The 20,150-nt window shown below is 72.3% G+C and carries 17 protein-coding genes; 13 read left to right on the top strand and 4 right to left on the bottom strand.

The genetic code is table 11. The features are described from left to right. Positions 1-137 precede the first annotated feature (137 nt). Together ACIA8D_RS08385 and ald are read right to left on the bottom strand one after the other, a co-directional pair. Positions 138-1,550: an aspartate aminotransferase family protein gene (locus ACIA8D_RS08385; protein WP_399229945.1), complete on the bottom strand. Its 1,413-nt coding sequence runs from the start codon at positions 1,548-1,550 to the stop codon at positions 138-140. Further along, positions 1,547-2,662: an alanine dehydrogenase gene (gene ald / locus ACIA8D_RS08380; RefSeq protein ID WP_399229943.1), complete on the bottom strand. Its 1,116-nt coding sequence runs from the start codon at positions 2,660-2,662 to the stop codon at positions 1,547-1,549. The genes ACIA8D_RS08385 and ald overlap by 4 nt, the downstream gene beginning before the upstream one ends. 253 nt (positions 2,663-2,915) lie before the next feature. Here ald and ACIA8D_RS08375 point away from each other — a divergent pair, with 253 nt between their 5' ends. Further along, entirely contained in the window at positions 2,916-4,388 is a 1,473-nt protein-coding gene (locus ACIA8D_RS08375; RefSeq protein WP_399229942.1) for a PLP-dependent aminotransferase family protein, read from the top strand. Between the two features lie 45 nt (positions 4,389-4,433). Here ACIA8D_RS08375 and ACIA8D_RS08370 read toward each other — a convergent pair whose 3' ends face one another. After that, positions 4,434-5,204 (bottom strand): IclR family transcriptional regulator, encoded by a 771-nt coding sequence (locus tag ACIA8D_RS08370; RefSeq protein ID WP_399229940.1) that lies wholly within the window; start codon positions 5,202-5,204, stop codon positions 4,434-4,436. A gap of 233 nt (positions 5,205-5,437) precedes the next feature. On the opposite strand from ACIA8D_RS08370, the gene xsc reads away from it, so the two are divergent. The 6 genes from xsc to ACIA8D_RS08340 all read left to right on the top strand — a co-directional run bounded on the left by xsc (position 5,438) and on the right by ACIA8D_RS08340 (position 11,613). Next, positions 5,438-7,264 carry a sulfoacetaldehyde acetyltransferase gene (xsc, locus tag ACIA8D_RS08365; protein ID WP_399229938.1) on the top strand — a complete coding sequence of 609 codons (1,827 nt, stop codon included), beginning with the start codon at positions 5,438-5,440 and terminating at the stop codon, positions 7,262-7,264. A 104-nt stretch (positions 7,265-7,368) separates the two neighbouring features. Next, positions 7,369-9,048: an amidohydrolase gene (locus tag ACIA8D_RS08360; protein ID WP_399229936.1), complete on the top strand. Its 1,680-nt coding sequence runs from the start codon at positions 7,369-7,371 to the stop codon at positions 9,046-9,048. Next, a complete protein-coding gene (locus ACIA8D_RS08355; protein WP_399229934.1) occupies positions 9,045-9,311 on the top strand; it encodes a DUF3311 domain-containing protein in 267 nt (88 codons plus the stop codon). Before ACIA8D_RS08360 ends, ACIA8D_RS08355 begins: the two co-directional genes overlap by 4 nt. After that, positions 9,308-10,768 (top strand): sodium:solute symporter, encoded by a 1,461-nt coding sequence (locus ACIA8D_RS08350; RefSeq protein ID WP_399229932.1) that lies wholly within the window; start codon positions 9,308-9,310, stop codon positions 10,766-10,768. The genes ACIA8D_RS08355 and ACIA8D_RS08350 overlap by 4 nt, the downstream gene beginning before the upstream one ends. Before the next feature lie 82 nt (positions 10,769-10,850). Next, positions 10,851-11,279: a VOC family protein gene (locus ACIA8D_RS08345; protein ID WP_399229930.1), complete on the top strand. Its 429-nt coding sequence runs from the start codon at positions 10,851-10,853 to the stop codon at positions 11,277-11,279. A 49-nt stretch (positions 11,280-11,328) separates the two neighbouring features. Further along, on the top strand, positions 11,329-11,613 hold the full coding sequence (locus ACIA8D_RS08340) for a cupin domain-containing protein (protein ID WP_399229928.1): 285 nt from the start codon (positions 11,329-11,331) through the stop codon (positions 11,611-11,613). 21 nt (positions 11,614-11,634) lie between these two features. Here ACIA8D_RS08340 and ACIA8D_RS08335 read toward each other — a convergent pair whose 3' ends face one another. Then, positions 11,635-12,444, bottom strand: a complete 810-nt coding sequence (locus ACIA8D_RS08335; protein WP_399229926.1) for an SAM-dependent methyltransferase — start codon at positions 12,442-12,444, stop codon at positions 11,635-11,637. A gap of 104 nt (positions 12,445-12,548) precedes the next feature. On the opposite strand from ACIA8D_RS08335, the gene ACIA8D_RS08330 reads away from it, so the two are divergent. The 6 genes from ACIA8D_RS08330 (at position 12,549) to ACIA8D_RS08305 (ending at position 20,102) form a co-directional block, all read left to right on the top strand. Further along, positions 12,549-13,079 (top strand): TIGR03086 family metal-binding protein, encoded by a 531-nt coding sequence (locus tag ACIA8D_RS08330; protein WP_399229924.1) that lies wholly within the window; start codon positions 12,549-12,551, stop codon positions 13,077-13,079. 164 nt (positions 13,080-13,243) lie between these two features. Beyond that, positions 13,244-14,659 (top strand): purine-cytosine permease family protein, encoded by a 1,416-nt coding sequence (locus tag ACIA8D_RS08325; RefSeq protein ID WP_399229922.1) that lies wholly within the window; start codon positions 13,244-13,246, stop codon positions 14,657-14,659. 12 nt (positions 14,660-14,671) lie between these two features. Continuing rightward, entirely contained in the window at positions 14,672-16,225 is a 1,554-nt protein-coding gene (locus tag ACIA8D_RS08320) for a hydantoinase/oxoprolinase N-terminal domain-containing protein (RefSeq protein ID WP_399229920.1), read from the top strand. 35 nt (positions 16,226-16,260) lie between these two features. Beyond that, positions 16,261-17,364, top strand: coding sequence for a DUF917 domain-containing protein (locus ACIA8D_RS08315; protein WP_399229919.1), 1,104 nt, complete (start codon positions 16,261-16,263; stop codon positions 17,362-17,364). Positions 17,365-17,475: 111 nt separating this feature from the next. Continuing rightward, positions 17,476-18,543 (top strand): DUF917 domain-containing protein, encoded by a 1,068-nt coding sequence (locus tag ACIA8D_RS08310; RefSeq protein ID WP_399229917.1) that lies wholly within the window; start codon positions 17,476-17,478, stop codon positions 18,541-18,543. A gap of 47 nt (positions 18,544-18,590) precedes the next feature. Then, on the top strand, positions 18,591-20,102 hold the full coding sequence (locus ACIA8D_RS08305) for a PucR family transcriptional regulator (protein WP_399229915.1): 1,512 nt from the start codon (positions 18,591-18,593) through the stop codon (positions 20,100-20,102). Positions 20,103-20,150: the final 48 nt, after the last annotated feature.

Genomic DNA, 20,150 nt, shown 5'->3' with positions numbered 1-20,150 from the left:
CCGTACGTCTGGCGTGGGCCCGCCCGGCGGCGCCGCGACGTGATGATCATGCGGCGCCGACGGACAGTCTTGGCACACCCGAAGGCCCGGTCGGGCGTGTTCAACGAAGCGTTCACACGGTCGAAACGAACGAGGGCTCAGGCCACGGCGCGGGCGACCGAGGTCACCATTTCCTCCACCCCTTCGAGGAGTTCGCCGAGCACCGCCCGGTCCGCGACCAGCGGCGGAGCCACCATCAGCATCGTCGCGCCGCGGTCGTCGGGCCGCAGGATCACCCCGGTGCGGCGCATCGCGTCCGGCAGCACCTCGCGCAGGATCCGTGTCGACTGGTCCTCGGTCAACTCCCGGCCGCTGTCCCGGTCGGCCGTGAACTCGACCGCGTAGAAGAAGCCGGTGCCACGGACGTCGGCGACGACCGGGTGGCGTGCCGCGATCTCGTCGAGTCCGGCCCGCAGGGTCGGGCCCAGTTCCCGTACGTTGCCGGGGACGTCCTCGGCGCGCATGGCGCCGATGTTGGCGACGGCGACCGCCGTGGACACCGGGTGCCCGCCCCAGGTCGCTCCGTGCGTGAACGTGCCGCCGAGCGGCGAGTCGTACAGGCCGCGGACCAGGGGCTCGCGGACGATGGCGCCGCCGAGCGGGGCGTACCCGGAGGTGGCTCCCTTGGCGAAGGTGATCAGGTCGGGGACGACGCCCTCGGCGGCGCTGCCGAACCAGTGGCCGAGCCGGCCGAAGGAGCAGATGACCTCGTCGGCGACGAGCAGGATGCCGTGCCGGTCGCAAATGCGGCGCAGTTCGCGCCAGTAGCCCTCGGGCGGGACGAGGGCGCCGCGGCCGTTCTGCACGGGTTCGGCGAAGACGGCGGCGATCGTCTCCGGGCCCTCCTCTGCGATGGCCTGCTCGATGGCGCGGACGCAGTCGAGTTCCGCCGCGGGGCCGCAATCTCCGCTGACTCCAAGGGTGTTGGGGACGTGCCGGATGCCCGGGAGGAGTGGGCCGAAGGGGTCGCGGATCTTGGGGAGGCCGGTCACCGACAGGGCTCCCAGAGTGACACCGTGGTACGCCATCGACCGGCTGATGATCTTCGTGCGCTGTGGCTGTCCCTGCGAGCGGTGGTACTGCCGGGCGAACTTGATGGCCGTTTCGACCGCCTCCGAACCGGAGTTGACGAAGTACGTCACGTCCAGGTCGCCCGGGGCGAGTTCGGCGATCAGGCTCGCGGCCTCGATGGCGGGCGGGTGGGCCGCGCCCCAGTTGGTGGAGTACGCGAGGGTCTCCATCTGCTTGGCACCGGCGGCGACCACATCGCCGCGGCCGTGGCCGATGTTCACGCAGAACAGTCCGGAGAGGCCGTCGAGGTGGCGCCTGCCCTCGTCGTCGTAGAGGTAGCAGCCCTCGCCGCGGACGTAGACCGGCGGCGGGGTGTCGTACCAGCTGTCCTTGCGGGTGAAGTGCGGGCCGAGGTGACGCTGGGCCTTGACACGCAGGGTGGGGTCCTGGGGCATGGTGCGCTCCTTCGCGGTCACGTTCGCGTACGCCTTGGTGGTCACAGCAGGGCTTGGTCGACGTCGACGTGCTTCATGTCGTGGGCCTCGGCGACCGGCCGGTAGGTGAGTCGACCGCCGAGCGTGTTGATGCCCCGCTTGAGCGCCGGGTCGCCGGCCGCGGCGGCGCGCAGTCCGTGGTCCGCGATGGCCTGCACGTAGGGCAGCGTGGCGTTGGTGAGGGCGTGGGTCGAGGTGTGCGGGACCGCGCCGGGCATGTTGGCGACGCAGTAGAAGAGGGTGTCGTGGACCCGGTACACGGGGTCGGCGTGGGTGGTGGGCCGGGTGTCCTCGAAGCAGCCGCCCTGGTCGACGGAGATGTCGACGAGCACGGCGCCGGGCTTCATGCGGGCGACGAGGTCGTTGCTCACGAGGCGGGGTGCCTTGGCGCCGGGGACGAGGACGGCTCCGATCACCAGGTCGGCGTCGAGCACGGCCTGTTCGAGGGCGAGCCGGTTCGAGGCGAGGGTCGTGATGCGGCCCTGGTACATCCGGTCGGCGGCGCGCAGCTTGTTCAGGTCGGTGTCGAGCAGCACGACGTCCGCCCCCATGCCGGTGGCGACGGCGACGGCGTTCATGCCCGCGACTCCGGCGCCGATGACGACGACGCGGGCCGGGCGAGTGCCGGAGACACCGCCCGTCAGGACGCCGCGCCCGCCGCCGCCCCGCATCAGGTGGTACGAGCCGACCTGTGGCGCGAGCCGGCCCGCGACCTCGGACATCGGGAAGAGCAGCGGCAGCGAGCCGTCGGCGGCCTGCACCGTCTCGTAGGCGACTCCGGTGGTACCGGCGTCGAGCAGTGCCTGGGTGCAGGCGCGGGAGGCTGCGAGGTGGAGGTAGGTGAAGAGGATCTGGTCGGCGCTGAGCCGGTGGTGCTCCTCGGCCACCGGTTCCTTCACCTTCAGGACCAGGTCGGCCCCGGCCCATACGTCGTCGGCCTCCGACAGGACCCGGGCGCCGGCCTCGGCGTAGTCGGCGTCGGGCAGCGACGAACCGGCCCCCGCGTCCGCCTCGACGGTGACGGTGTGGCCGTGTGCGGTCAGTTCGTGGACCCCGGCGGGGGTCAGGGCGACGCGGAACTCGTTGTTCTTGACTTCCCGCGGAATACCGATCCTCACGGTGCGACTCCCCTCTGGTCCGGCCCGGTTGGCGGCACGGACGCGGTGCGACAGGCGTGGTGCGGCGCGCTCGACACGAGTTGGGGCGCAGGCTGCGACGTCTGGGCAGCGCCTGCGAAGTGGGTGGCTTCGGCCGGGCACTCTCGTGCGCCGGGGCCACCACGGCTACCGTGCCGAACGAGGCGGTGACCGCAACAGGTCCAGTTGCGTGCACGCTGAGGGTGCCAGGCCGACGGCGAGACGGAGGCGGTACATGCCACGTACGTTGATCGAGATCGAGCGGGGCCGCGGGGAGCCGCTGTACCGGCAGGTGCGGCAGGCCATCGAGCACGGCATCGCGTCGGGGCGGTTGGATGCGGGCGGGCGGCTGCCGTCCTCGCGGCTGCTGGCCCAGGAGCTGGGGGTGTCCCGCAACACGGTCACCGCCGCGTACGAGGAGCTGGTGGCCGAGGGGTTCGTGGAGAGCCGGGCCCGGTCCGGCCTCTTCGTCAACCCGAGGATGCCGCTGCGTCCGGAGCCGGATCCCGCGCCCCCGCAGGAGCACGGCTTCGACTGGTCGGGGCGGCTGCGCGGGCGCGAAGGGGACGAGCTTCCGCACATCGAGAAGCATCACGACTGGGCGCGCTACCCGTATCCGTTTCCCGCCGGGCAGGTCGACACGCGTGCGTTCCCGGCGCGGGCCTGGGCGCGCGCCCTGAACCGGGCGCTCGACCGGCCGCACGCCGCCTGGTCGTTGCAGGACTGCGTGGCGGACGACGATCCCCTGCTGGTGGAGATGGTCCGTTCACATCTGCTGCCCGCACGCGGGGTGGCCGCGGAGACGGACGAGGTGCTGATCACCATCGGCTCGCAGCAGGGGCTCGATCTGCTGGGGCGGGCACTGCTCGGTCCCGGCTCGGTGGCCGCCGTGGAGGACCCCGGGTATCTGGACGCGCGGCACATCTTCTTGCGGGCCGGGGCGCGGCTGCACCCGCTGCCGATGGACGCGGACGGGCTGCGCCCGCCGGACACCCTGCGCGGCGTCGACCTGCTGCATGTGACGCCCAGTCACCATCATCCGACGAACGTGACGTTGGGCCCGGCGCGACGGCGCGCGCTGCTCGCGGCGGCGCGGGAGGCGGGGACGGTCGTCGTGGAGGACGACTACGACAGCGAGTTCCGCTACGCGGGCAGTCCCACGCCCGCGCTCAAGTCGCAGGACGCCACGGGGCAGGTGGTGTACCTGGGCACGTTCTCCAAGTTCCTCGCGCCGGGCCTCAGACTGGGCTATCTCGTCGGGTCCGCCGAACTCGTCGCGCACCTGCGGGAGTTGCGCCGCTATTCGGTGCGGCATCCCTCCGGTCATCTGCAGCGGGCGCTCGGCCTGCTGATCGAGTCGGGCGACTACCAGTGGGCGGTGCGGCGCAGCCGGGCGCGCCTCGGCAGGAAGTGGCGGCTCATGCGGGACGCGGTGAACGCGTCGCTGCCGTGGCCGAGTTCACCGGCGCCGGGCGGGGCGAGCCTGTGGATGTCGGGGCCGCGGGGGCTCGACTGCCGGGAGCTGGTGCGGCGGGCGCGCGAGCGGGGTGTGCTGATCGAGCGCGGTGACATCTTCTTCCTCGACGGCCCGGACCCCGATGCGTTGCGGCACTTCCGGGTCGGCTTCGCGGCGCCACGGGCCGACGTCATCGAGCCGGGGATCGCGATCCTGGGCGAGGTGGTACGGGAGTTGCTGCCACCGACGTGAGACACGGGCCGCCGGCTCCGGCCGGCTCATCTCGGCCCGCCCGCCTCAGTCCGCCTCGATCCGCGCGATCCGCTCGGCCGCCTGCCGCAGCGCCGGCACCAGCTTCACGGCCCGCTCCACGTCGACCCGCACCACGGGCGCCTGGAGCGCCACGCACTGACGCACCCGCGACGCCGACGGATCGTCGCCCGGCCGACGCGGCACCGGCACCGCGGCACACACCAGGCCGGGCAGGAACTCCTCGTCGTCCAGGGCGAATCCGTCCCTGCGCACCTGCTCCAGCTCCGCCTCCAGGACGTCGGGGTCGGTGCGGGTACGTGCGGTGAACGCCTTCAGCGGGGCCGCGGTGAGGATCTTGCGGCGCTGGACAGCGGGCAGGAACGCGAGGATCAGCTTTCCACTGGCACTGCAGTGCACCGGCACGCGGGACCCGGGCCGCAGCGCGAACCGCAGCGGTTCCGGGGTCTCGACGCGGTCGAGGTAGACGACCTCCGGTCCGGCCGGAGCCGTCAGATTGCAGGTCTCGCCGATCTCGTCCACGAGGTGACGCAGCACCGCGTGCCGCGCCGCGTGGTGGGTGCCGTGGCTGAGCAGGTCCTCGGCGAACGTGCGCAGCCGTCCGCCGGCGCCGTAGCGGCGGCCGTCGCCCTGCCGGTCGAGGAGGCCCGCGCCCTCCAACTGTTGCAGCATCCGGTGCACGGTCGGCTTGGGCAGGCCGGTCTCGGCGACCAGCTCGGTCAGGGTGACCAGGCGGTCGGTGCGGGCGATGTGTTCCAGCAGGGCGAACAGGCGCAGGGCCGGCGTTCCGTCCTCCATGTGCACCATCCTCAACTCTCCTGCGGTGACTGCCAGTTACTGAGCCCCTGAACGTAGCAGCCCGTCCCGGAATTCGGTACGCACGGTTGACGCTGCCGAGACGCCCGCTCTACGGTCCTCGACGTGTCCCGCTTTTGGGAACACCGCGTACCGGATCCCGGAATTCGCTCTCCCCCACCGAACATGCGCCACCCCGCACCAGGACCGACAGCACGTCGAAGGGTGGAAACTCCATGACCAGCAGTGCGCCCCAACCCCAGTTCACGACCGAGGACGGCCGCCAGGTGGCCGCCGGCGTGCAACGGATGACCCCATCCGAGTCGTTCGTGGAGACCCTCGTCTCGCACGGCGTCAAGGACATCTTCGGCATCATGGGTTCGGCCTTCATGGACGCGATGGACATCTTCGCACCGGCCGGCATCCAGCTGATCCCGGTCGTGCACGAGCAGGGCGCGGGCCACATGGCGGACGGCTACGCGCGGGCCAGTGGCCGGCACGGCGTGGTGATCGGCCAGAACGGGCCGGGCATCTCCAACTGCGTCACGGCGATCGCGGCGGCCTACTGGGCGCACTCACCGGTCGTCGTCGTCACGCCCGAGGCGGGCACGATGGGCATGGGGCTCGGCGGCTTCCAGGAGACCAACCAGCTGCCGATGTTCGAGGAGTTCACCAAGTACCAGGCGCACGTGAACAATCCGCGCCGGATGGCGGAGCTGACGGGCCGCGCCTTCGACCGGGCGATGAGCGAACTGGGCCCGACGCAGCTCAACATCCCGCGCGACCACTTCTACGGGGACATCGAGGCCGAGATCCCGCGCCCGTCCCGGCTCGACCGCGGCCCGGGCGGCGAGCGCAGCCTGGAGGAGGCGGCGCGGCTGCTCGCCGAGGCCGAGTTCCCGGTCGTCATCTCCGGTGGCGGCGTGGTCATGGGCGACGCGGTCGAGCAGGCGAAGGCGCTGGCCGAACGGCTCGGCTCGCCCGTCGTGAACTCCTACCAGCACAACGACTCGTTCCCCGCGAGCCACCCGCTGTGGTGCGGGCCGCTCGGTTACCAGGGTTCCAAGGCCGGCATGAAGCTGCTCGCGCAGGCCGATGTGGTGGTCGCGCTCGGCACCCGGCTCGGCCCGTTCGGCACACTGCCGCAGTACGGGATGGAGTACTGGCCCAAGGACGCCAAGATCATCCAGATTGACGCGGACCACCGGATGCTCGGACTCGTCAAGAAGATCGAGGTCGGGATCTGCGGGGACGCGGGCGCCGCGGCCGAGGCCCTCGTGCACCGGCTCGACGGCCGTGACCTCGTCTGCGAGCAGACCCGCGCCCGGCGTTCGGCGACCATCCAGGCGGAGAAGGACGCCTGGGAGAAGGAGCTGGACGGCTGGATCCACGAGACGGACCCGTACAGCCTCGACATGATCGCCGAGCAGGACGGCGAGGACGGCTCCTGGCTGCACCCGCGCCAGGTGCTGCGCGAGCTGGAAAAGGCGCTGCCGGAACGGGTGATGGTCTCGACCGACATCGGGAACATCAACTCGATCGCCCACAGCTACCTCCGCTTCGAGGAACCCCGGTCCTTCTTCGCCCCGATGTCCTTCGGCAACTGCGGCTACGCCCTGCCGACGATCATCGGTGCCAAGCTGGCGGCGCCCGAGCGCCCCGCGGTCGCCTATGCGGGCGACGGCGCGTGGGGCATGAGCATGGGCGAGATCATGACAGCGGTGCGGCACGACATCCCGGTCACCGCGGTGGTGTTCCACAACCGGCAGTGGGGGGCCGAGAAGAAGAACCAGGTCGACTTCTACGACCGCCGGTTCGTCGCGGGCGAGCTGGAGAGCGAGTCCTTCGCCGGGATCGCCCAGGCGATGGGCGCCGACGGCGTGATCGTGGACCGGCTCGAGGACGTCGGCCCGGCACTGAGCAAGGCGGTCGCGGCGCAGATGAACGAGGGACGCACCACCGTCATCGAGGTCATGACCACCCGTGAGCTGGGCGACCCGTTCCGCCGCGACGCCCTGTCGAAGCCGGTCAGGCACCTGGACAAGTACCGGGACTACGTCTGATCGCTGTTGCGGCCACCTCCGGGGCGCCCGCTGTCGGTGCGGGCGCCCCGGACTGCGCCCCCGTCCCTCTCTCCTGCGTCCCTCTCCCCTGGTGGTGATCATCCGTGCCGAGTCCGCTCTCCCGCCCCGCCGATCCCCTGCACGCCGCCGACACGATCCTGTACGGCGGCACCGTGCGCACCCTGGACCGCGCCGGGCACACCGGTACCGCGCTCGCGGCCCGCGACGGCAAGGTGCTCGCCGTCGGCTCGGACGCCGACATCCTGACGCTCGCCGGTCCCGCCACGACGCTGCGCGATCTGCGCGGGCAGTGCGCGGTGCCAGGGTTCATCGAGACCCACAACCACCCCACGTTCTTCGGCCTGACCCTCGCCGCGGAGGTCGACGCGGGCAGTCCGCCGAACAACCAGATCGCCGACATCGTGGCCCGCGTGGAGCAGGCCGCCGGACACACCGAGCGCGGCGAGTGGATCCGCGGCTACCGCTACGACGACACACTCCTCGCCGACGACCGGCACCCCACCTGCACCGACCTGGACCCGGTCTCGCCGCAGCATCCGGTGTGTCTGCAACACATCTCGGGCCACTTCTGTGTGCTCAACTCGGCGGCCCTCGGACGCCTGGGCATCACCCGCGACACCCCCGATCCGGTCGGCGGCGTCATCGTCCGCGACGCGAAGGGCGAGCCGACCGGCGTCCTCGCGGAGACCGCCGCCTTCGCCGCGTACGCGGGCATGCCGCACCCGGACATCGACGACCTCGCCGACGCCCTCGGCCGGGCCGGTGACGCGTACCTGGCGGCGGGTGTCACCACCGTCCACGACACCGGGCTCGGCCTGATGGGCGGTCCCGGCGAACTCGACGCCTACCGCAGGGCCCGGCTCACCGGCCGCTTCCGCAACCGCGTCCAGGCGTATCTCGTGCAGGACCTGTTCCCGGAGCTGGCCGAGGGGCGCCTGAGCCCGGTGGAGTCGGCCGTCGCGGGGCTCGGGGACGACGCGTTCCGGGTGGCCGGCGTCAAGATGTGGGCGGACGGCTCGATCCAGGGCCTGACCGGGTGCGTCTCGGACGGCTACGCGTGCGCCCCGGACAAGCACGGGCTGCTGATCTTCCCGCCGGACGACCTGTCCCGGCGGATCGCGACGCTGCACGAGGCAGGCTGGCAGGTCGCCGTGCACGGCAACGGCGACGGCGCGATCCAGGCCATCCTCGACGCGTACCAGAAGCTCGGGCTCGACCCGGAGTCCGCGGACCGGCGCCACCGCATCGAGCACTGCCAGATGGCGGGCGAGCGGCAGTTGGCGGACATGGCGCGGGCGGGGGTGCACGCCTCGTTCTTCGTCAAGCACGTCTACTACTGGGGCGACCGGCACCGCGACCGCTTCCTCGGCGCCGAACGGGCGTCCCGTATCGACCCGTTGGCCTCCGCGCGCCGCCACGGTGTCACGTTCGGCCTGCACTCGGACACGCCCGTGGTGCCCGTGCCGCCGCTGGAGGGCATGTGGTGCGCGGTCGACCGCATGACACGTGACGGGCATCGGCTCGGCCCCGAGCAGCGGGTCGACGCGGAGACCGCGCTGCGCGCCTACACCAGCGAGGCCGCGAAGCTGGCCTTCGAGGAGGACCGCAAGGGCACCCTGGAGCCGGGCAAGCTGGCCGACGTCACGGTCCTGTCCGAGGACCCCACCGCGGGCGGCGAGCGCAGCCTGCGCGATCTGACGGTCGAGGCGACGGTCATCGGCGGCGACGTCGCATGGGAGCGAACTCCCGGAGGCACGCGATGAGTTCACCACCGACCGAACCCACCCGCCGACTGCCGCGCAGCCTGTGGCTGGGCCTCGGCGTCCCCGCGTTCGCGCTCCTCGTCGTCATGCCACTGCTCGCGAACACGGACGTGTACGTGGCGGGCATCCCCCTGCTGTTCCTGTGGGTGTTCGCCTGGTTCCCCCTGACCAGCCTCTGTCTGAAGCTGGCGTGGCGGATGGACCGGAAGCACTACCCCGAGGACACACCGAACGGCTCGGAATCGGAAGAGGTGTCCCGGTGATCGCCACCGTCTTCTTCGTCATCATGGTCCTTTCGGTCCTCGTGGCGTTCAGCGCCCGGCGCGGCATCCGCAAGGTGTCCATCAGCGAGTACCTCGTCGGGGGCCGGTCGTTCCCGCCGTGGCTGCTGTACTTCCTCGCGGTCGGCGAGGTCTACAGCATCGGCACGATGATCGGTTTCCCGGCCGGCATCTACGCCAAGGGCGCGAGCTACGGCGTCTGGTTCCTCGGCTACATCCTGCTGGCCTATCCGCTCGGCTATTACGTGGCGCCGCTGATCTGGCGGGCCGGTGTCCGCTACGACGCGATGACCATCCCCGACGTGTTCGGCCGCCACTTCCGCAGCCGCGGCCTCGAACTCATCACGGCGTTCGCCCTGTTGGTGGCGCTCGTCCCCTGGGGCCAGTACCAGTTCATCGGCATGCAGGTGGTGCTGACGGCGCTCGGTCTGCCGATCACGCCGGTGCAGGCGGTGATCCTCGCGGGCGTCATGGCGTTCCTGTACGTCGCCGTCTCCGGGGTCCGATCCCCGGCGTTCGTGTCCATCCTCAAGGACGGGCTCATGGTGCTCGGCGTGGTGGCGGCGGGTGTCGCCGCGCTCGTCGCGGGCGGCGGCGTCGAGGCGGTCACCGATCCGGCGGCGGTGCCGCGCGCGCAGGTCACGATGGCGGGCAGCCCGATGGTGTTCGCGCTGACCACCATCGTCTTCCAGGCGGTCACCTTCTACCTCGGCTTCTCCGCGGCCTACATCTTCACCGCGCGCTCCGAGCGGGCCATCAAGTCCTCGACGGTGTGGATGCCGTCGTACATGCTGATGTACCCGTTCCTCGTGGCCACGGCCTACTTCGCGTACACGGCCGGGAAGCATGTCGCGGATCCCAACACGGTGTTCATGGACGTCGTCCGTGATGTGCTGCCGGACTGGCTGGTGGGTGTCGTCGCGGGCGGAGCCGGCCTGTCCGGGGTGCTGGTGCTCGCGGTGACGGCGCTGTCGATCGGCGGCATCGTCTCCCGCAACCTCGCGCCGAACCTGCGCCCGGAGGCCCAGCGGCGGTGGACGACGCTGGCGGTCGCGGTGTTCCTCGTCTCGGCCGCCGTCCTGACGCTCACCGCTTCGTCGCTGATGCTGACCGTGCTCAACCTGACGTACTACCTGCTCGGCCAGCTCATCCCCGGCTGGTTCGCCCTGCTGTTCTTCCGCCGGGTGCGGGCCTGGGCGGTGGCGACCGGCATGATCGCGGGTGTCGCCGCGTCCCTGGTCCTCTACGTGCTGGAACCCGACCTGGGTGGGGTCAACGCGGGCCTGCTGACGGTGGTGTTGAACGCGGCACTCACCTTCGGCCTCAGCGCCCTTGCCCGGTCCCGGCCGTGTGCGACCGAGCCACCGCTGGTGTCGGTGCCGGCGCCCCGGCCGGGAGCGGCGCAGACCCAGGACGAGGAGGAGGCGGCCCTGCGTTGAGTGACGTAGTCACGCATACCGAATCGCCCACCGGGACAGGGATCTCTGGGCCCCGGCCCACCTGACGCACAAGGAGTTCCCGATGTCGCTGGCACCCTTCCACCTCGCCATCCCGGTCGACGATCTCGCGGCTGCCCGCGACTTCTACGGCAAGGTGCTCGGCTTCCCCGAGGGACGCTCGGACACCCGGTGGATCGACTGGAACTTCGGGGGCCACCAAGTGGTCACCCATCAGGTCGGCGACGGGACACCTCGCGACAGGAGCGCGGGCACCAACCCCGTCGACGGGCACGAGGTACCGGTGCCGCACTTCGGCCTGGTGCTGCCGGTGCCGGAGTTCCAGCGGCTCGCGGAGCGGCTCACCACCGCCGGCACGGACTTCGTGATCGAACCCTACGTACGGTTCCAGGGCGAACCGGGCGAACAGTGGACGATGTTCCTCCTCGACCCGGCGGGCAACGCCCTTGAGTTCAAGGCCTTCGCCGACCTGGAGCAGCTCTTCGCGGTGTGAACCGGCTAGCCTGCGAGCCACCATGTCTCCGGAGGAAAGAGCGCACACCATGACCACCACCGCCCGCGCCACCGTGCAGCACGAGGACGAGCGCACGCGGGTCACCCGCTGGGACTTCGAGCCGGGGCAGAGCACCGGCCGCCATGTGCACGAGTACGACTACGTGGTGGTGCCGGTGACGGACGGCCACACGGATGTCATCACCCCGGACGGCACGGTCACGCGCAACGAGCTGCACGCGGGGCGCTCCTACGCGCGGTCGGCGGGCAGCGAGCACGAGGTCGTCAACGCGGGCCAGGACCCGCTGGCCTTCGTGGAGGTGGAGCGCAAGTAGCGCTCCACCTCCGGGACACCCTCACGCCTTGCGTCCCACCCCGCACATCGCCGCCTCGACCGCGGACGCCTCGGGCCGCGGGGCGTCCGGGTCCGGGCGCCAGGCCGATGTGTGCACGACTCCGGGCTCCACGAGGTCGAGGCCGTCGAAGAACGCGGCGATCCGCTCCGGTGACCGCAGATGATAGGTGTGCACCGACTGCTCGTTGTAGCCGGCGACGGCCCTGTTCAGCGCGTCGTTGGTGTCCGTGCCGTCGGTCAGGGCGACGTAGCTGCCGGACGGCAGCGCGTCGAGCAGCGCGGACACCACCTCCGCGGGGCGGTCCTCGTCGGACAGCTGCCCCATGATGCTGAGCAGGGTCAGTCCGATCGGCCTGTCGAAGTCCAGGGTCTCGCGCGCCTGGGTCAGGATCCGCTCCGGGTCCCGCACGTCGGCGTCGAGGTAGGCGCAGGCACCCTCGGGGGTGCTGGTGAGCAGGGCCCGCGCGTGGGTCAGCACCAGCGGGTCGTTGTCGACGTACACGATCCGGCTGTCCGGGGCGATGCGCTGGGCCACCTCGTGCGTGTTGTCGGCCGTGGGCAGGCCCGTGCCGATGTCGAGGAACTGCCGGATGCCCGCCTCTCCCGCCAGGAACCGCACCGCCCGCACGAGGAACTGCCGCTGCAGCCGCGCGACGGTGGCGAACTCGGGGAACGTGGCGAGGATGGCCTCGCCGACCTCGCTGTCGACGGGGTAGTTGTCCTTGCCGCCGAGAAGGTAGTTCCACACCCGGGCGGAGTGCGGGCGGTCGGTCTGCAGCCTGTCGCGGAGTTCGCCATGCGTCGGATCCATGGCCTCAGCCTCACATACAACACGCCGGGCGTGCCGATGAGTTCGGGCCCTCGGAACGGTCTGCACCAGTATCAGCACCGCGTGCCACCCGAGGAGGACCTTCCGTGATCGACCTGAAGCCGGCCTGCGGCCGGATGACCGAGGTACTGAGCAAGGTGACCGACGAGCAGCTGTCTGATCCCACCCCCTGCACCGAGTACTCCGTGCGCGAGCTCATCGCCCACGTCGACGACGCGGCGCGGGCGTTCACCGGTTTCGCCCGCAAGGAGACGCCCGGGTCCGCGGAGCCGGGTGACTGGCGCCAGAGCACGGAGAAGAGCGTGCGGGCGCTCGGAGACGCCTGGGACGACCCGGAGGCCTGGCAGGGCGAGACGGAAGGGCCGGGGTTCACGCTGCCGAACGTGACATGGGGGAAGGTCGCGCTCACCGAGATGGTGGTGCACGGCTGGGACCTGGCCCGGGCCACAGGGCAGCCCTTCGACCTGCCCGAGGAGACGCTGCGCGCCTGCCACGACCACGTCTCCGGCTTCGTGGCGGCGGCGCCCCTGCCGGAGCTGTGGGGGCCGCCGGTCGAGACACCCGCCGACGCGCCACTGATCGACCGGATCGTGGGCTGCACGGGGCGTCGCCCCTGAACCACGCTCCCTGAGCCCGAGCCGCGAGGCATGCGCCCCTGGCACACCCCGAAACCTCACCGTGCACTCTGCACAGCCACCTCCGTCCCACCGGGCACTGCGCCCACCCCGCCCGTGCGGCGGCCGCCGTAGCGTGCGGGCAACCGCAGTCGCTTGGAGGTTCGATGGCCGCCGCACGCGCCGTCGGGGTGGACGACCACGCCCTGACCAGAGTGCCCACCACCGCCCGTTACAGCTGGTGGTCCGTAGCCCTCCAGCGTTTCGGGCAGATCTCCGGGCTCAGCCAGTTCGTGCTCGGGGCGACGCTGGGCTTCGGGATGGACTTCTGGACGGCGTTCTGGGCGCTCACCCTCGGCTCGGTGATCGTCGAGGTGCTCTCGATCTTCGTGGGGATCATCGGCGTACGGGACGGACTTCCGACGTCCGTGCTCGCCCGCTGGACCGGCTTCGGCCGCGTCGGGTCCTCGCTCATCGGGCTCGCCATCGCGCTCAGCCTCATCGGCTGGTTCGGCATCCAGTCCGCGATATCGGCCGACGCGCTCGCCGGGCTGGTCGGGGTGTTCCCCGCGCCCGTGTGGTCGGTCCTGTTCGGGCTCGGTGTGACGGCCGTCGTGCTGTGGGGCTTCGGCTCCATGAACTGGGCGGCGTACGTCACCGTGCCCGCGTTCCTGCTGCTCGTCGGCTGGTCCACGGTGCACGAGCTGACGCGCTACGACCTCGGCCACCTGGTCGCCTCGGCGCCGCCCGGCCCGCACCTCTCCCTGGTCCAGGGCACGACGCTCGTCGCGGGCGGCGCCATCGCGGGCGCCATCATCACGCCCGACATGACGCGCTTCAACCGCACCACCGCCGACGTCGTCAAGCAGATCGTGGTGGGCATCTCGCTCGGTGAGTACGTGGTCGGGCTCGCCGGTGTCCTCCTCGCGCACGCCACCCGCTCCGCCGACGTGACCGCCATCGCCGTGTCCTCGGTGGGCTGGGTCGGCACGCTCGTCGTCATCATGGGCGCGCTGAAGATCAACGACTGGAATCTGTACAGCTCGGGCCTCGGCGTCGTGAACTTCATCGAGTCGGTATTCGGCCGCAAGGTGAACCGGGCCACCGTCACCGTCCTGCTCGGCGTCGTCGGCAGCCTCCTCGCGGCCGTCGGCATCCTCGACCGGTTCGCCGACTTCCTGACGCTGCTCGGCGTCGCCTTCCCGCCCATCGCGGGCGTGATGATCGCCGAATACTTCGTGGTCAAACGGTGGCGCGGCGACCTGGAGGCCTCGCGGGCCGCGGGCACACTGCCCACGACCGCGCCGACCTGGGTGCCGGCGACGCTCGTCGTGTGGGTGCTCGCCTTCTGCGTCGGCGAGTTCGTCGACTGGGGCCTGCCCAGCATCAACTCGGTCGTCTTCGCGTTCGTCGCCTACATCGCCCTGGGCCGGCTCGGTCTGGTGCGCGGCGTCGGTGTGTCCCGCGACATGGGAGCCGGTGCGCCGGTGTCCGATGGGGACCGGGGCGAAGCGCCCCAGGGCGACTCCCCCGCCTCCCAGCCCCCTCACCTCCCCGCCGCCTCCAGCGGCGCCTCCCGCTAAGGAGAGAGTTCCGTGCGTATCGGAATCGATGTCGGCGGCACCAACACCGACGCCGTCCTGCTCGAAGGACCGCGGGTGCTCGCCACCACCAAGTCCGCGACCAGCCAGGACGTCACGTCGGGCATCGTGTCCGCGCTGGAGGCGCTGCGCGCGCAGCACGCCTTCGACCCGGCGGCGGTCGGCGCCGTGATGATCGGCACCACTCACTTCCTCAACGCGCTCGTCGAGGCCCGTGGCCTCGCCCCGACGGCGGCGCTGCGCCTCGGCCTGCCCGCGACGTCCGCGCTGCCCCCGTTCGTGGACTGGCCCGAGCGCCTGACCCGGGCCGTCGCCGGACGGCCGTACCTGGCGCACGGCGGGCACGAGTTCGACGGGCGGAAGATCGCCGACCTGGACGAGGACGAGCTGCGCCGGCACGCCGCGGACATGGCCGCGCACGGCGTCAGGTCCGTGGCGATCTCCTCGGTCTTCTCGCCGGTCAGCGACGAGTTCGAGGTGCGTGCGGCGGACATCCTCCGTGCCGAGCTGGGCCCGGACGTGGCCCTTTCGCTGTCGCACGAGATCGGCCGCATCGGCCTCCTGGAGCGGGAGAACGCCACCGCCGTGAACGCGGCGCTGCGCGAGCTGGCCGCCGGGATCGTCGACGGCCTCGCCGGCGCCGTCGCCGGATTCGGCATCACCGCTCCGCTGTACCTGAGCCAGAACGACGGCACGCTGATGGACCTCGAGTACGCCCGCCGCTACCCGGTCGCCACGTTCGCCTCCGGCCCGACGAACTCGATGCGCGGCGCCGCGGTCCTCTCCGGCCTCGACACCTGCGCGGTCGTCGACGTCGGCGGCACGACGAGCGATGTCGGCGTGCTCACGCAGGGCTTTCCGCGCGAGGCGGGGACGGCCGTGGACGTGGCGGGGGTGCGCACCAACTTCCGCATGCCGGACGTGCACAGCATCGGCATCGGCGGCGGTTCGCTGGTCGCGACGGACAGCGGCCGGGTCACGGTCGGCCCGCGCTCGGTCGGCTATCGGCTCACGGACGAGGCCCTGGTGTTCGGCGGCTCCACGCTGACCGCCACCGATGTCGCGGTCGCGGCGGGGCTCACCGACATCGGTGACCGCTCGGCCGTCGCCCACCTCGACGCGCGCGTGGTCAAGGAGGCCCTTGACACCATCGCCGCCGACGTGGCGCGCGCGGTCGAGTCGATGCGGACCTCGCCCGAGCCGCTGCCGGTCGTCGCGGTGGGCGGCGGTTCCGTGCTGCTGCCCGACACCCTCCCCGGCTCCGGGGCCGTGCACCGCCCGGACCATTTCGCGGTCGCCAACGCCATCGGCGCGGCCATCGCACAGGTCGGCGGCGAGGTCGACCGCGTCTACGCGATCGACGCGGGGCTCCGCGAGAGCGTGCTCGACGAGGCGCGCCAGGAGGCGGTCGACCGGGCCGTCGCGGCGGGCGCGAACCCGTCCGGGGTGCGGATCGTCGAGTTCGACGAGGTCCCCGTCCCCTACCTGCCGGGCAACGCCACCCGCATCCGCTGCAAGGCCGTGGGCGACCTGCAACAGGTCGGCTGACCCCGCCCCCACCCACGTAAGGAGAGCACGAGCACATGAGCTGGACCCTGGGCCCCGAGCAGCTGGACGACCTGGCGCGCGGCGCCGCGATCCTCGGCACCGGAGGCGGCGGCGACCCGACCATCGGCCGCCTGCTGGTGCGCGAGGCGATGCGCGAGCACGGTCCCGTGACCGTCCTCGACCCGGACGAGGTCGCCGACGACGCGTTCGTCGTCCCGGTCGCGTGCATGGGCGCGCCGACCGTGATGGTCGAAAAGCTGCCGGGCGCCGACGAGCCGGTGGCCGCGCTGCGCGCCCTGGAGGCGTTCACGGGCCGCACGGCGGACGCGACGATGCCCATCGAATGCGGCGGCAGCAATTCACTCATCCCGCTGATCGTCGCGGCCCGCACCGGGCTCCCGGTCGTCGACGCGGACGGCATGGGCCGTGCCTTCCCCGAGCTCCAGATGGAGACCTTCCACGTCTACGGGATCCCGGCCTCGCCGCTCGCGATGGCCGGCGAGCACGGCGAGACCTGCGTGTTCGACACCGGCGAGGACACCAAGCGCCTGGAGGACCTGGCGCGCCGGGTCACGGTCGGGCTCGGTGGCGGCGCCGCGATCGCCGAGTACTCGATGACCGGGGAGCAGCTCAAGCGCACCGCGGTGCCGCGCACGCTGTCCCTCGCGCTGGCGCTCGGCCGGGCGGTCCGTGAGGCGCGCGAGGCGCACCGCGACCCGGTGGAGGCGCTCGGCGAGGCGGTGGCCGGCACGATCTACGGTCACCTGCGGGTGCTGTTCCGGGGCAAGGTGACCGATGTCGAGCGGCGCACGGAGGGCGGCTTCGCGCGGGGCCGTGCCACGTTCGCGGCGTTCGAGGGCGACTCTGCGCTCGAACTGCGTTTCCAGAACGAGCACTTGGCGGCGCTGCGCGACGGCGAGCCGATCTGCGTGGTCCCGGACCTGGTCTGCGTCCTGGAGGCGGACACCGGCGAACCCATCACGACGGAGGCGCTCCGCTACGGCCAGCGGGTCACGGTGATCGGCATCGCGGCCCCGGACATCATGCGCACCCCGGAGGCCCTGGAGGTCTTCGGCCCCGCCTGTTTCGACCTCCCGTACGACTTCCACCCGCTGGAGGAACGGCTGCCCGCATCTTGAGTCGACCTCTGCGGCGGGTGCGCGCATCAAGCCCCTGCGGCGATTGAGCAGCGGGGTCCGGGGCGGAGCCCCGAGACGCAGGGAGACGCCCACGCTGCGAGAATCGTCGACGTGCCACAAACGATCACCTCCGCCGACGTCGACCCCCTGGTCACCGGCGTGAACGTCCTCGGCTGCGGCGGAGGCGGCGACGCCGCGGCCTTCGCGTCGATGCTGCGCCGCGCGCTGGGCGACACCGGCACGGTGACCTGGCACGAACCCGGTACCCACGACCCCGTGATCGTCCCGGTCGGCGTCGTGGGCGCGGTGAACGTGCTGAGCGAGAAGCTCCCGAACGGCCAGGAGTTCCGCGAGGCGATCACCGCAGTCACCCGCTGGACCGCCGGCCCCGACCCCGACGCCCTGATGGCCGTGGAGGCCGGCGGCCCCAACGCGCTCACGGTGCTGCTGGCCGCGCTCGACCTCGGCCTCCCCGTCGTCGACGTGGACCTGATGGGTCGCGCCCTCCCCCGCCTCGACCAGCTCAGCTGGGCGGTGCGGGGCCTCCCGGTCACCCCGTGCGCGCTGGCGGAACCGGGCGGCCAGATCCTGGTGGTGGACCGCACGGACGCCCGCGGCCTGGAGCGGACCGTGCGCGGTTTCCTCGCGGCGGCGGGCGGCTGGGCCGCGCTCGCGCTCGCCCCGGTGCGGCTGAGCGAGGTGCGGAACGCCTGCGTGGACGGCTCCCTCACGCGGGCCCTCGCCCTGGGCCGCGCGCACGCCGCACTCCCGCACCGCCCCGACCGGGACGCCGTGGAGAGGGCGCTCGACTGCCGGGTGCTCGCGGCGGGCCGGATCCGGGAGGTCGCGCGCAGCGAGGGGCCCGGCTTCGGCCGGGGCAGCGTCACGGTCACCGACGCGACGTCCGGCGCGGTCGTCCGCCTTGAGACCGAGAACGAGATCCTGCTGGCCCTGCGCGACGGCGAGGTCGCGGCGACCGTCCCCGACGTCATCTGCCTCCTGGACCGCCGCACGGCACTGCCCCTCGCCATCGACCGGGTCCGTCCCGGCCAGGAGGTCGTCGCGGCAACGCTGCCGGGCCCGGCGTTCTGGCGACGGCCCGACACGGAGCCGCAGGTGTCGCCCCGCGCGTTCGGCCTGGACTCGGCAGTCGTCGGATTCGAGGCGGCCACGCGATGACCGGTACGCCCCGAAGCGGATCCCACGGCGGCGTTCCCCTCTCCGCCATGCTCGCCCACCCGACATGGCACGACGTCACCCTCCTCGCGGGACCCGAGGACACCCGCGTCGTCCAAAACCCCGTAGCCGCACAGGACTTGACGCACCCGCTCTCCGAGGAGCCCGCCGGTCGGCTCCTCGTGCTGCTCGGCGGCGCGGAGCGCGGTGACTGGCGGCTCGACGCACTGCTGCGCCGTGCGCACGGCGCGGGTGTCGCGGCGCTGCTGGTTCCGGGGGTGTCGGCGCTGCGCATGTCGTCGACGCTGCTCGCCGAGCGACTGCGGCTGCCCGTCCTCGGCTCGCCCGACCCGCTCGCCTCGTACCTCGCCCTGGAGCGGATGACCGCCGAACCGGGCCTGCTGCGCGCCGAGTCGGCGCTGCGCACCGCGCAGGTGTGTGCCCGCGCGGACGACACCGTGGACGCGCTGCTCACCGACCTCGGCGCCCTGCTGCGCCGACCGGTCGCCCTGATCACCGCCGACGCCCGACGCCTGGCGGGCGACCCGGACACCGTGAAACACACCGAACAGGGCACTGTGGCACGCCAGTTGACCGGACCGCCGCTCCCCCGCCCCCTCGGCCTCACCGGCGGCGCACACCTCCTCACCCATCCCGTCGGCACCGAACGCGCGCGTCCCCGGCTCGCCGTGCGCCTGCCCGCCCGGCTCGCCCCGGAGGCCGACGCGGTGGCGGCCGCCCTGGAGGTCGCGTCGGGCGCCGTACGGGAACGGCTCGCGCTGCGCCGCCTCGACCTGGAGCGCAGCGCCCGTCACCGCACGTCGCTGCTGGGCGAGTTGCTGCGTCCGGCGGGCGGCGAGATCCCGGACGCGGTGCGCCGGCACGCGGTCGAGTTCGGCTGGCGCCTCGACGGCTGGCACACCGGTATCCGGATCGGCACCGGGCCCGACGTGGACGTGGCGGGCCTGCGCGCCGAGGTCACCGACGCGTTCGCGGCGGAGCGGCTCGCCGCGCAGGTCGTAGAGCAGGGCGACGGCTGGTCCGCCTGGACCAGCGCCGACCAGGAACCGTCGGCCGGCGACATCGAGCGGCACGCCGCCGCCGTGCGCCGCGTGCAGCGCCGCCTGCCGGAGGTGGTGCACGCGTACGTGGGGGTCGGCCGTGCCCATCCGGGCCCGGCCGGCATCGCCCGCAGCCTTGGCGAGGCGGCCGACGCGGCGCGCCTGGCGCAGGGCCGGGAGACCAGCGGGCGCTTCTTCCACGTCGACCGCCTCGGCCTCGCCCAGCTGCTCCTCGCCTGGACCCGCACGGACACCTTCCAGCCCGCGGCCCGATCCCTGCTCGAACCGTTGGCCGGCGAGCCCGGCGACCTTGTACGCACCCTCACGGCGTATCTCGACGCGGAGTCCTCCACGGCCGAGACGGCCGCGGTCCTCGGCGTGCACCGCAACACGGTCGCGGCCCGCATCGCCCGCGTGCAGCAACTCCTGAGCGTGGACCTCGCCGATCCGGACGAGCGTCTGGCCCTGCATCTGGCGTGCCGGACGGCCGTGGACGGATGAGGCGATACGAATTTCCCGAGGCGGTCCAAGTAGGACACGAACTGACCT

It is taken from the genome of Streptomyces sp. NPDC051684 (assembly GCF_044453445.1).
GTDB lineage: Bacteria > Actinomycetota > Actinomycetes > Streptomycetales > Streptomycetaceae > Streptomyces.
This window is presented reverse-complemented; position numbering and strand designations above follow the sequence as displayed.